This window comes from Variovorax sp. Soil_C_19 (genome assembly GCF_057657255.1).
In genome coordinates this window covers 818,765-831,250 of record NZ_JBDGIV010000001.1, presented here as the reverse complement: position 1 = coordinate 831,250, position 12,486 = coordinate 818,765, and the positions used below count along the sequence as shown (strand labels likewise).

10 protein-coding genes are annotated in these 12,486 nt (G+C 68.6%); 8 read left to right on the top strand and 2 right to left on the bottom strand.

The window, feature by feature from the left end:
- Nucleotides 1-10: 10 nt before the first annotated feature.
- Entirely contained in the window at nucleotides 11-928 is a 918-nt protein-coding gene (locus AC3A6R_RS03905) for a LysR family transcriptional regulator (RefSeq protein ID WP_487863817.1), read from the bottom strand.
- 101 nt (nucleotides 929-1,029) lie between these two features.
- On the opposite strand from AC3A6R_RS03905, the gene AC3A6R_RS03900 reads away from it, so the two are divergent.
- Nucleotides 1,030-1,647, top strand: coding sequence for an NAD(P)-dependent oxidoreductase (locus tag AC3A6R_RS03900; protein WP_487863816.1), 618 nt, complete (start codon nucleotides 1,030-1,032; stop codon nucleotides 1,645-1,647).
- A 52-nt stretch (nucleotides 1,648-1,699) separates the two neighbouring features.
- On the opposite strand, the gene fumC is transcribed toward AC3A6R_RS03900, so the two are convergent.
- Nucleotides 1,700-3,097 (bottom strand): class II fumarate hydratase, encoded by a 1,398-nt coding sequence (gene fumC, locus AC3A6R_RS03895; protein ID WP_487858994.1) that lies wholly within the window; start codon nucleotides 3,095-3,097, stop codon nucleotides 1,700-1,702.
- A gap of 434 nt (nucleotides 3,098-3,531) precedes the next feature.
- Between fumC and proV the strand changes: the two genes are divergently transcribed.
- From proV to AC3A6R_RS03860, 7 genes are all read left to right on the top strand, one after another.
- Nucleotides 3,532-4,785, top strand: coding sequence for a glycine betaine/L-proline ABC transporter ATP-binding protein ProV (proV, locus tag AC3A6R_RS03890; RefSeq protein WP_487863815.1), 1,254 nt, complete (start codon nucleotides 3,532-3,534; stop codon nucleotides 4,783-4,785).
- A 28-nt stretch (nucleotides 4,786-4,813) separates the two neighbouring features.
- A complete protein-coding gene (gene proW / locus AC3A6R_RS03885) occupies nucleotides 4,814-5,950 on the top strand; it encodes a glycine betaine/L-proline ABC transporter permease ProW (RefSeq protein ID WP_487858992.1) in 1,137 nt (378 codons plus the stop codon).
- A 20-nt stretch (nucleotides 5,951-5,970) separates the two neighbouring features.
- The gene (gene proX, locus AC3A6R_RS03880; protein ID WP_487863814.1) at nucleotides 5,971-6,999 is read left to right on the top strand and encodes a glycine betaine/L-proline ABC transporter substrate-binding protein ProX; all 1,029 of its coding nucleotides are present in this window, start codon (nucleotides 5,971-5,973) and stop codon (nucleotides 6,997-6,999) included.
- 43 nt (nucleotides 7,000-7,042) lie between these two features.
- Nucleotides 7,043-8,596 (top strand): fumarate hydratase, encoded by a 1,554-nt coding sequence (locus AC3A6R_RS03875; protein WP_487863813.1) that lies wholly within the window; start codon nucleotides 7,043-7,045, stop codon nucleotides 8,594-8,596.
- Nucleotides 8,597-8,598: 2 nt separating this feature from the next.
- Complete coding sequence (gene murI / locus AC3A6R_RS03870; protein WP_487863812.1) at nucleotides 8,599-9,390, top strand: glutamate racemase; 792 nt, start codon at nucleotides 8,599-8,601, stop codon at nucleotides 9,388-9,390.
- Nucleotides 9,391-9,400: 10 nt separating this feature from the next.
- Entirely contained in the window at nucleotides 9,401-10,192 is a 792-nt protein-coding gene (locus tag AC3A6R_RS03865; protein ID WP_487863811.1) for a PA3715 family protein, read from the top strand.
- An 89-nt stretch (nucleotides 10,193-10,281) separates the two neighbouring features.
- Nucleotides 10,282-12,486, top strand: coding sequence for an Ig-like domain-containing domain (locus AC3A6R_RS03860; protein ID WP_487863810.1), 2,205 nt, complete (start codon nucleotides 10,282-10,284; stop codon nucleotides 12,484-12,486).

The window sequence follows — 12,486 nt, the reverse complement described above, 5'->3', positions numbered from 1 at the left end:
CCTTCTTCGATCAGCCCGCGTTCGGCAAATCCCACGCGGGCACTTCGGTAAAGCGCCCGGCCAGGAAGTCGAGCATGGTGCGCAGGGTGGCCGGCATGTGCTTGCGCGAGGCATAGACGGCATACATGCCCACCACCTGCGGCTCGAAGTCGTCGAACAGCCGCACGAGGTCTCCGCGCCGCAGCAGCGGCGCGGCCAGGTAGGTCGGCAGCATCGCGATGCCCGCGCCCGCACGCGCGAGGCACATCAGGCTGGCCGCATCGTTGGCCGAGACGTTGCCCGCGACCGCAACAGACGCCGGCTCGCCGCTGCCCTTGCGCGTGAAATTCCAGAGGCTGCGCCCGAAATACGAGTGCGTGAGGCAGTTGCGCTGCGCCAGTTCTTCCACCGCCAGCGGCCGGCCCTTGGCCGCCAGGTATGCGGGCGAGGCGCAGACCGCCGAGCGGCAGTCGGTGAGGCGGCGTGCGATCAGGTTCGGGTCGATCTCGGCGGCCACGCGGATCGCCAGGTCGATGCGTTCGTCGACCAGGTTCACTGCCCGGTCGAGCAGCACCAGGTCGACCGCCACGCCCGGGTGGAGCCGCACGTAGTCGGCCACTGCATCGGCCAGCTGCGCCTGCGCGAACGAGGTGCTGGTCGTGATGCGCAGCTGCCCGCGCGGCGCTTCGGCCGGGTGGCGCACGGCGGCCTGCATGTCGCCCGCGAGTTCGAGCATCTGGCGGCAGCGCGGCAGCAGCTCCTCGCCGGCCGCGGTCAGGCTCAGGCGGCGCGTGGTCCGGTGCAGCAGCCGTGCACCGGTCCATTGCTCAAGCTCCGCCACATAGCGCGTAACCACCGGGCGCGAAAACCCGAGCTTCTCTGCCGCGGCCGAGAGGCTGCCCGAATCCACCACCGCCACGAACACCCGCATCGCGCTCAATCGGTCCATTCGTACGATTCTAGGAACAAACAAGCGCGAATTTCGGAGTATTTCTTTCAAAAACAGAAACCTAAGATGCGGTGGGTCCCATCCACATCCAGGAGTCATCCATGAGCCACATTGCCATCATCGGCGCCACCGGACGCGCTGGCGGCCGCCTTCTCGACGAAGCGCTCCGCCGCGGCCACACCGTGACGGCCATCGCGCGCCACGCCAGCGCCAAACTCGCGGACCGCGCGAACGTCAAGCCGATCGACCTCGACGTGCTCGATGGCGTGGCACTCGAAAAAGCCGTGGCCGGCCACGACGCCGTGTTCAGCGCGGCCCACTTCGCCACCGTGCCGCCGGCCGCGATCATCGCGCCGGTCAAGCGCGCGGGCGTGAAGCGGCTGCTCGTCGTCGGTGGAGCCGGCAGCCTGTTCGCGGCCCCGGGCCTGAAGGTGATCGACACGCCGGACTTCCCCGACGCCTACCGCGCCGAGGCCTCGGCTGGCGGCGTGTTCCTCGAGGCGCTGCGCAATGAAAGCGAGCTCGACTGGACCTTCCTGTCGCCCTCGGCCGAGTTCGTCGAAGGCGAGCGCACCGGCAAGTTCCGCCTCGGCAAGGACGACCTGCTCCTGGGCGCCGAAGGCCGCAGCTGGATCAGCTTCGAGGACTACGCGATCGCGTTCATCGACGAGCTCGAGAAGCCGGCGCATTCGCGCCAGCGCTACACGGTCGGGTATTGAAAGAAAAAAGGACCGCAAGGTTCCTTTTTTCATGCTGCTGGCGCTGGATTGCTCAACGCCCCGTCATGTTCTCCGGCACCACCCACTGGTCGAACTGCTCGGCCGTGAGGTGCCCGGAGGCGATGGCGGCCTCGCGCAGGCTGCTGCCCTCCTTGTGCGCCTTCTTTGCGATGAAGGCGGCCTTGTCGTAGCCGATGTGCGTGTTGAGCGCGGTCACGAGCATCAGCGAACGCTGCACGAGCTCGGTGATGCGCTCGCGGTTTGGCTCGATGCCCACGGCGCAATGGTCGTTGAAGCTCACCATGCCATCGGCCAGGAGGCGCACGCTCTGCAGGAAGTTGTGCGCCACCATCGGGCGGAACACGTTGAGCTCGAAGTTGCCCGAGGCGCCGCCGATATTGATGGCGACGTCGTTGCCGAACACCTGGGCGGCGAGCATCGTGACGGCCTCGCTCTGGGTCGGGTTGACCTTGCCGGGCATGATCGAAGAGCCGGGCTCGTTCTCGGGAATGCTCAGTTCGCCGATGCCGCTGCGCGGGCCGCTCGCGAGCCAGCGCACATCGTTGGCGATCTTGGTCATGCTCGCGGCCAGCGTCTTGAGCGCGCCGTGCGCGTGCACCAGCGCGTCGACGCTGGCCATGGCCTCGAACTTGTTCGGCGCCGTGACGAACGGCAGCCCGGTGAGCTTCGCGAGTTCGGCCGCCACCTGCTCGGCGTAGCCCTTGGGCGCATTGAGGCCGGTGCCCACGGCCGTGCCGCCGAGCGCCAGTTCGCACAGGTGCGGCAGCGCGGCGCGCACGTGCGCTTCGCCGTGCGCAAGCTGCGCCACGTAGCCCGAGAACTCCTGCCCGAGCGTGAGCGGCGTCGCGTCCTGCAGGTGGGTGCGGCCGATCTTCACGATGTCGGCGAAATCCCTCGATTTCTGCTCGAGCGTGCCGCGCAGCTTGGCGATCGCCGGCAGCAGCCGCTGCGTGATCGCCTCGACCGCCGCCACGTGCATCGCGGTGGGAAACACGTCGTTGCTCGACTGGCTGCGGTTCACGTCGTCGTTCGGATGCACCAGGCGCCCTTCGCCGCGCTCGCCGCCGAGCAGTTCGCTCGCGCGGTTGGCCAGCACCTCGTTGACGTTCATGTTGGTCTGCGTGCCCGAACCGGTCTGCCACACCACGAGCGGAAACTCGTCGGCGTGCCCGCCAGCGATGACTTCGTCGGCCGCCGCCACGATGGCCCCGGTCTTCTTCTCGTCCTGCAGGCCGAGCGCATGGTTGACCACCGCCGAGGCGCGCTTCACCTGGGCCAGCGCCTTGATGATCTCGCGCGGCTGCCGCTCGCCCGAGATATCGAAGTTCTGCAGCGAGCGCTGCGTCTGCGCGCCCCACAGCTTGTCGGCCGGCACGTCGATCGGGCCGAAGGTGTCGCGCTCGGCACGGGTCTTGGGGGGTGTGGTCATGAAGGAAAGCTCCGCAGTCGTGAAGAAAAGACGCCGCTCGCCGGGCGCGGTGCCGAGTATCGGCGAATAGGAATAGCTCGCATTTGCCTAAGCCTTTCCCGGCCGTGAACTGCTTCACGATAGACGCCCCGGGTTGACCCGCGTCATACTCAAAAGTTATAATCTTGGGCTTCAGTCGACCAACAAGTCATGTTGGTTGCCCTTGCACTACTCGCGGAACCCGCTTCCCGTCGCGGTGCATGGATCTCTCGCCGGGCCCGCCCGGCGAATCGGCCGGGCTTCGCTCCGGCCCCGATGCCACGTCCTGCACTTGCGGCCGATGGCGCGCCTCTTCGCGTTGCCATTGGTTTGCCCAGTCCTCCCCGGCTGAACGGCGTGGCGCTGCCGCCTGCGGGCGGCACTGTGTCCAACCTTCGCACAAGGAGCTCCGGCGTATGGCCAAGGGAATTCTCATCGACCATGTCTTCAAGGTTTTCGGGGACGCCCCCGAAGACGCGCTCGAACTGGTCCGCCAAGGGCTGAGCAAGAAAGAGATCCTCGCCCGCACGGGCCAGTCGATCGGCGTGTTCGACGCCACCTTCGAGATCCAAGCCGGCGAGGTCTTCGTGATCATGGGCCTGTCGGGCTCGGGCAAGTCGACACTGGTGCGGCTGCTGAACCGGCTCATCGAGCCGACCGCGGGACGCATCGTGATCGACGGCGCCGACATCAACGAGCACTCCGACGCCAGGCTGCGCGCATTGCGTCGCAAGGACATCAGCATGGTGTTCCAGTCCTTCGCGCTGATGCCGCACATGACGGTGCGCGAGAACACCGCGTTCGGCCTCGAACTCTCCGGCACCAGCAAGAAAGAGCGCCTCGCGCAGGCCGACCAGGCGCTCGCCCAGGTGGGCCTCGCGGGCTGGGGCGGCAGCTACCCCGACGAGCTCTCGGGCGGCATGCAGCAACGCGTCGGCCTGGCGCGTGCACTGGCATCGGACCCGTCGATCCTGCTGATGGACGAGGCCTTCTCGGCGCTCGACCCGATCATCCGCACCGAGATGCAGTCGGAGCTGCTGCGGCTGCAGCAGGAAAAGCGCCGCACCATCGTCTTCATCTCGCACGACCTCGACGAGGCGATGCGCATCGGCGACCGCATCGCGATCATGAAGGACGGCCACGTGATCCAGGTCGGCACGCCCGACGAGATCCTGCGCAGCCCCGCCGACGACTACGTGCGCAGCTTCGTGCGCGGCGTGGACGCCGCGGCGGTCTTCAAGGCGGCCGACATCGCGCGCAAGTCGCTCACGGTGGTGAGCGAGCACCCGGAGCGCGGTGCGCGCGCGGCGCTGCAGCTGCTCGAAGACCAGGACCGCGACTTCGCCTACGTGGTGAACCCGGGCAGGCGCTTCCTCGGCGTGGTCTCGGCCGACACGCTGCGCACTGCACTCGACGGGCGTGCGGGTCCGCTCGGCCTGCAGCATGCTTTTCTCGAGGGCTTGCCGACGATCGATGCCGAGGCGCCGGTGGCCGGGCTCATCGGCCTGCTTGCGCAGGCGCCATGCGCGTTGCCGGTGGTGGCGGGCGACGGCCGCTTCTGCGGTGCGATCAGCAAGACCACGCTGCTGAGATTCCTCGACCGCGACACGCCGCCGATCGAACCCGCCGCGCCCCACGCCGCCCCTGCGCTGGCCGCCGAGCCGCACTGATTTCGAACTTCCGGAGAAAACCGAACCGATGAACGACAACACGATGTCATCCGCCCCGGCCGACACCGCCGCTGCGCCCGCCTACATCGACCCGTGGGAGGCGCTTTCCGCCGCGCCCGACGCGTCGGCCACGAGCGCTTGGCTCGATGCCCCCGCAGCCCAGGCCGCGACCGCGGTCGACCCGGCCGCCGGCGGCTTCGCGCTGCACCGGCTGTGGGACGGCTCGCTGCCCGTCGAAGCCTGGATCAACCAGGGCCTGGGCTGGGTGGTCACGCATTTCCGGCCCTTCTTCCAGACCGTGCGGCTGCCGATCGACAGCACGCTCGACGGCGTGCAGGGCCTGCTGAACGGGCTGCCGCCGCTCGCGATGATCGCGCTCGTCGGCCTGCTCGCCTGGCAGTTCGCGGGCCGCGCGATCGCCATCGGCACGGCCGTGTCGCTGCTGCTGGTGGCCATGCTCGGCATCTGGCCGGAGGCCATGGTGACCCTGTCGCTGGTGCTGACCTCGCTGGTTTTCTGCATGCTGGTCGGGCTGCCGCTCGGCGTGCTGCTGGCGAGCAGCGACCGCGCGCAGCGCGTGATGCGCCCGGTGCTCGACGCGATGCAGACCACGCCCGCCTTCGTGTACCTGGTACCGGTGGTCATGTTGTTCGGCATCGGCAACGTGCCGGGCGTGATCGTGACGATCGTCTTCGCCCTCGCGCCGCTCGTGCGCCTGACCAACCTGGGCCTGCGCCAGGTGCGGCCCGACCTGATCGAGGCGGCGCGCGCCTACGGCGCCTCGCCCTGGCAGATGCTCGTGAAGGTGCAGCTGCCACTGGCCATGCCGTCGATCATGGCCGGCATCAACCAGGCGCTGATGCTGTCGCTGTCGATGGTGGTGATCGCCTCGATGATCGCGGTCGGCGGGCTGGGCCAGATGGTGCTGCGCGGCATCGGTCGGCTCGACATGGGCCTGGCGACCGTCGGCGGGCTGGGCATCGTGCTGCTGGCCATCTCGCTCGACCGGCTGACCCAGGCCATGGGCCAGTCGCGCCGCGCCGCAGGCCGCCGCTGGTGGCACACGGGGCCGGCAGGCCTCGCGCTGCGCCTGCTGCAGCGCGCCGTGGCCCCGGGCCGCCCGGCGGCCGAACCGGCGCCGGCACTTTCGGCGCAGGCGCAATGACGAAGAAGGAAACAATACGCATGAAGAACCACCACGACAAGCCACGCACCGCCGGTTTCGTTGCACGCGGTCTGCTGGCCCTTGCCTTCGCTTTCTCGGGACTGGCCGCACAGGCCAGCGCCGACCTGCCCGGCGCCGGCGTGACCGTGCAGCCGCTCAAGAGCTCGCTCGCCGAAGAGGCTTTCCAGACCCTGCTCGTGATGCGCGGGCTCGAGCGGCTCGGCTACACCGTCGAGCCGATGCGCGACCTCGAACCCGCCACCGAGCACCTCGCCATCGCCAATGGCGATGCCACCTTCATGGCCCACCACTGGAGCCTGCTGCATGCCGACTTCTACGAGAACAGCGGCGGCGACGCCAAGCTCTGGCGCAAGGGCGTGTATTCGGAGGGCGCGGTTCAGGGCTACCTGATCGACCGCAAGACGGCTGAGCAGTACGGCATCAACGACATCGGCCAACTCAAGGACCCGGCAATCGCGAAGCTGTTCGACGCGGACGGCGACGGCAAGGCCGACCTCACCGGCTGCAACCCCGGCTGGGGCTGCGAACTCGCCATCGAAAACCACCTGACGGCCTATCAGCTGCGCGACACCGTCACGCACAAGCAGGGCAGCTATGCGGCGCTGATGGCCGACACCATCGCGCGGTTCAAGCAGGACAAGCCGATCCTCTACTACACCTGGACGCCCTACTGGGTCAGCGCCGTGCTGCGCCCGGGTTCGGACGTGGTGTGGCTGCAGGTGCCCTCCTCCTCCTCGCCCGGCGGCGACACCCGGCAGCCGAACGGCAAGAACTACGGCTTCCTGGCGAACGAGGAGCGCATCGTCGCCAATCGCGAATTCGCCGAAAAGAACCCGGCCGCCGCCCGGCTGTTCGAGATCATGAAGCTGCCGATCGGCGACATCAACGCCCAGAACCTGCGCATGAGCCAGGGCGCCAGCACGGCGCAGGACGTGGAGCGCCACGCCGACGGCTGGATCCGGGCGCACCAGCAATTGTTCGACGGCTGGATCGCCGAGGCGCGCGCGGCGGCCGGCGGCGGCGGCTGAGATAATCGGGGGGCGTTTCCACATCCAAAAAAGACCCCCCACCATGACGACCACGATCCAGCAGGCCGACCTGATCGAATCGATCAGCGCCGCGCTGCAGTACATCAGTTACTACCACCCCGCCGACTACATCGCCCACCTGGCCAAGGCCTACGAGCGCGAGCAGAGCCCCGCCGCCAAGGACGCGATCGCGCAGATCCTCACCAACAGCAAGATGAGCGCGGTAGGCCATCGCCCGATCTGCCAGGACACCGGCATCGTCAACGTGTTCCTGAAGGTGGGCATGGACGTGCGCTGGGGCGGCTTCACCGGCTCGCTAGAGGACGCGGTCAACGAAGGCGTGCGCCGCGGCTACAACCATCCCGACAACACGCTGCGCGCTTCGGTGGTGGCCGACCCGCAGTTCGACCGCAAGAACACCAAGGACAACACGCCCGCGGTGATCTTCACCGAGATCGTGCCCGGCAACACGGTCGAGGTCACCGTCGCGGCCAAGGGCGGCGGCAGCGAGAACAAGAGCAAGCTCGTGATGCTGAACCCCGGCGACAGCGTGGTCGACTGGGTGCTCAAGACGGTGCCGACCATGGGCGCCGGCTGGTGCCCGCCCGGCATGCTCGGCATCGGCATCGGCGGCACGGCCGAGAAGGCCGCGCTGATGGCCAAGGAAAGCCTGATGGACGACCTCGACATGCACGAACTGCAGGCCAAGGCCGCGCGCAAGGAGCCGCTCTCGAAGGTCGAGGAACTGCGCCTCGAGCTGTACGAGAAGGTCAATGCGCTCGGCATCGGCGCGCAGGGCCTGGGCGGCCTGGCCACCGTGCTCGACATCAAGATCAAGATGTACCCGACGCACGCCGCGAGCAAGCCCGTCGCGATGATCCCCAACTGCGCGGCCACCCGTCATGCGCACTTCGTGATGGACGGCAGCGGCGCGGTCTACCTCGATCCGCCCTCGCTCGACCTGTGGCCCGACGTGAACTGGGCGCCCGACGAGAAGAAGAGCAAGCGCGTCGACCTCGACCGCCTCACGCCCGCCGAAGTCGCCAGCTGGAAGCCCGGCGACACGCTGCTGCTCAACGGCAAGATGCTCACCGGCCGCGATGCCGCGCACAAGCGCATCCAGGGCATGCTCGCCAAGGGCGAGAAGCTGCCGGTAGCCTTCACCAACCGCGTCATCTACTACGTCGGCCCGGTCGATCCCGTCGGCGACGAAGCCGTGGGCCCCGCCGGCCCGACCACCGCCACCCGCATGGACGGCTTCACCGAGATGATGCTGGCCCAGACCGGCCTGATCGCGATGATCGGCAAGGCCGAGCGCGGCCCGGTCGCGATCGAGGCCATCAAGAAGCACAAGAGCGCCTACCTCATGGCCGTGGGCGGCGCCGCCTACCTCGTGAGCAAGGCGATCAAGACCGCCAAGGTGGTCGGCTTCGAAGACCTCGGCATGGAAGCGATCTACGAATTCGACGTGGTCGACATGCCCGTGACCGTGGCGGTCGACGCCGGCGGCACCAGCGCGCACATCACCGGCCCGGCCGAGTGGCAGAAGCGCATCGCCAGCGGCGAGTTCAAGACCATCATGATGGAAGAAGCCTGAGCTTGAGCGCGGTCGGCGTCTTCGACAGCGGTGTCGGCGGGCTCAGCGTGCTCGCCGCGCTGCGCGCCGAACTGCCGCACGAGCGCTTCGTCTATTTCTCGGACGCGGCCTACGCCCCCTATGGCGAGCGCGGCGATGCCTACGTGATCGAGCGCTCGCGCGCGGTGGCCGGGCAATTGGTGCGCGAACACGGCATCAAGGCGCTGGTGGTGGCCTGCAACACGGCCACCACCGCGGCCATCCACCTGCTGCGCGCCGAACATCCGGCACTGCCGATCGTGGGCCTGGAGCCCGCGCTCAAGCCCGCGGTGGCCGCGAGCCGAACGGGCCGCATCTCGGTGTTGGCCACACGCGGGACGCTCGCAAGCAGCAGGTACGCGGCGCTGTGCGACACCTTTGCGGCCGGGGCGACGGTCCGCGCGGTGCCCTGCGACGGGCTCGTGAAGGCCATCGAGGGCTTCGATGGTGCAGCCATCGCGGCGCTCTGCGCACGCTATATGGCCGAGGCCGGCCCGTTCGGCGATGCGCCCGGCGAGACCGACGCCGTGGTGCTCGGCTGCACCCATTACCCGCTCGTGCGGCACGAACTGCAGCGCCATGCGCCGCCGTCGCTGCGCTTCATCGACACCGGGGCCCCGGTGGCTCAGCAGACGCGCCGCGTGCTGGCCTCGCTCGGGCAACTTGCCGAAACAAGCGAAGGCGCCCTGGTGCTCGCGGGCAGTGGCGACCTGGCCGCGCTTGAAATGGCGGCCATGCATTGGTTGCCGCTGCCGCCGGTGGCGGCGGCCGCATGAAGCCGCGCAGATGATGCTACGTTCCGGCCTGCGCCGCGCCCTGTTGCTGCTGCTGGGTCTCGTGGCCGCCGGCGCCACGCACGCGGCGTGCGAGAGCGGGCTGGCCGAGCGCATGCATGCCAAGCTCTACCCGGACCGATCGCTCGATGAGCGCCTCGCGGCTTGCAAGCCGTGGCCCGCATTTCCGGGACGCAGCATCGTGGTGCTGCCGGTGCCGCAAGAGGTCAGCAGCTCGGGCGCGAAGGTCTTCGATCTCGAACTGCTGCTGATCCAACGCCCCGACAACGGCAACACCGATCGCGACACCGTCATCGCGCGCATCCGCCAGCCAGAGGCACTCGACGAGGACAGTGCCACCGCGATCCAGGACATCCGCATCGACACCTCGCGCTACGTGCTCTCGAGCGACACGCGCGCCTTCGGCCTGCGCGTGCGCTACCGCGGCATCGCGCCGGGCAATTCGACCGCGATCGAGACGCTGCGCCTCTACGTGCAGCAGGGCAGCAAGCTGCGCCAGGTGCTGCCCGAGATCGAACTCGACCACGACAGCGGCGAGTGGGACCAGAGCTGCAGCGGTCGCTTCGAGAAGCTGCGCACCATGCTCTCGGTCGCTCCGTCGACAAGCAACGGCTGGCACGACCTGCAGCTCTCGCGCACGCGAACCCGCAGTCGCGCGCTGTGGCGCGACGATGACCAGAACTGCGCCCTGGTGTCCCTGCCCGCGCGCTTCGACACGCTGACGCTGCGCTACGACGGCGAGCGCTACCGCGTGCCCAAGTCGCTGCGCGAGCCGGTGCCCTGAGCGGCGCGCAGCAGCGGCTGTCTGCTTCACGGCGCTGTCATACGAAAGCAGCACGATCCGCGGTTTGCTTGCTTGCCACACCGCGCGCCATGAACAATCCCAAAAAGCCACACGCTGCCGCCATTCCCTTCAAGCCCCTGCTGCTCGCCAGCGCCCTCGGCCTCCTGCTCGCCGCGTGCGGTGGCGGCAACGATGGCGGCGCTGCGTTCTTTCCGCCGATCGTGCCGCCCGTGGCCACCACGCCACCTGCGACCGAACCACCGCCTGCGGCGGCCGAGCCGCAACTGGTCTCCGAGGCCCGGTTCACGCCGACCGCCGGCACGACCGAAGGCTCGTCCGATGCCTCCACTGCCATCGCATTGCCCGACGGCTACATGCTCGTGGCCGACGACGAGGCCAATGTGCTGCGGGTCTATCCGCGAGCGGGTGGCGCCGCGGTGAAGGAGTGGAGCTATGAAACCGATGGCCCCCAGCTCACGAAGGAACTCGACCTCGAGGCTGGCACGCGCGTCGGCGACACGCTGTACTTCACGGGCTCGAACAGCAACAAGAAGGACGGCGACGACGCACCCGACCGTTCGCACCTCTTCGCAGTGAAGCTCGGCGGCAGCGGCGCCGGCACCACCTTCAGCTACGTCGGCGAGTTCTCGCAACTCGAAAGCCAGCTAGTGGCCTGGGATGCCGGCAACGTGCATGGCCTGGGCGCCGATCGATTCGGCTTCGCGGTCTCGGCGGCGGCGGGCGTCGTTCCCGAGCAGGCCAACGGCTTCTCCATCGAGGGCATGGCCGCCGCACCGGGCGACGGTGCACTGTGGCTGGGCTTTCGCGCGCCGCAGACTGGCGCCTCGCTGCGCACCCATGCGTTGATCGTGCCGCTTGAGAATTACGCCGCGCTGGTGGCCCGCACCGCAACGCAGGCAAGCTTCGGCGCGCCGATCGAGATCGACCTCGGCGGCCGCGGCATCCGTTCGATCGACAAGGGCAGTGACGGCCGCTACCTGATCGTCGCCGGCCCCGCAGGCCCGGCGAGCGCGCTCGTCGACCGCAACTTCGCGCTGTTTGCCTGGAGCGGCCGCGCGGGCGAAGCCCCCGTGGAGCTGTCGAACGACCTCGACACCCTGCGCAAGGCGACGGGCGGCAGCTTCGAATCGATCGTCGAGGTGCCCGGCCCTGTGGCCGCCGGCACCGAAGTGCAACTGCTGCTCGACAACGGCGACACGGTGTGGGCGGACCAGACCGAGGTATCGAAGGACCTTGCGCCCGCCGACCAGAAATTCGACGGCTTCGTCGTGCGCCTCGACCAGCCCTGGGTCGACACCGCCGCGCCGGTGCTCAAGAGCGCCTCGCCCAAGGCCGACGATGGCAGCGTGGGCGTGAACGCGACGATCACGCTGAACTTCAACGAGGGCGTGCGCCTCGGTGCGGGCAACATCGTTCTGCACAAGGCCGACGGCAGCGTGGTCGAGACCTTCTCTGCCGCGAGCCCGACTGCGCGTGTCCGGCGCGCCTTCAACGTGCTGACGTTCACGCCCACCGAGCCACTGAGCGCGTCCACCGGCTACTACATGACGGTGGATGCCAACGCGATCGTCGATGCCAAAGGCAACGCATTCGCGGGCATCGCCGACACGAGCACCATCGCCTTCACCACCAGCGCACCGCCCCCGTTCGGTGCCGGCGACATCCTGTTCCTGGGCCTGAATGCCGACAAGACCGACGCTTTCGCCTTCGTGCTGCTCAAGCCGATGGATGCCGGCACACGCATCGTGTTCACCGATCGCGATCGCACCGCCGACGATGAGTTCGACGGCCTGACCAACGAAAGCGCCTATGTCTGGACCACGGACCGCAACCTCGCGGTGGGCAGCATCGTGACCATCCAGCCTGACATCAAGAACACCAATCCGATCGCCGACGTCGGCACCACGCAGGGCGCGGGCGGTGGCCTCAGCGGCACCAACGAGACGGTCTACGCCTTCGTCGGCGGCACGGTCGCGAACCTGGGCGACGGCGCGGCCGGTGCGATCAGTGGCGTGGGCGCCTACCTGGCCAGCATCACGGTGGGCCCGGCCACCGGCGCTGGCAGCATTCCCGCGGCGTTGAGCAGCACGGGCGCCGCGATCCACTTTGCGGACAAGTTCGACGTGCTCTACGACGGTCCGATGCTCCCTGCCTCCCCAACGCCGGGGGACATCGCGACCTTTGCGACGAGCGTGAAGAACACAGCGAACTGGAAGTCGCAGGCCGGCACCGGCTGGCCGCTGACCAACGGCAGCCTGTTCGGCGGCTCCTGA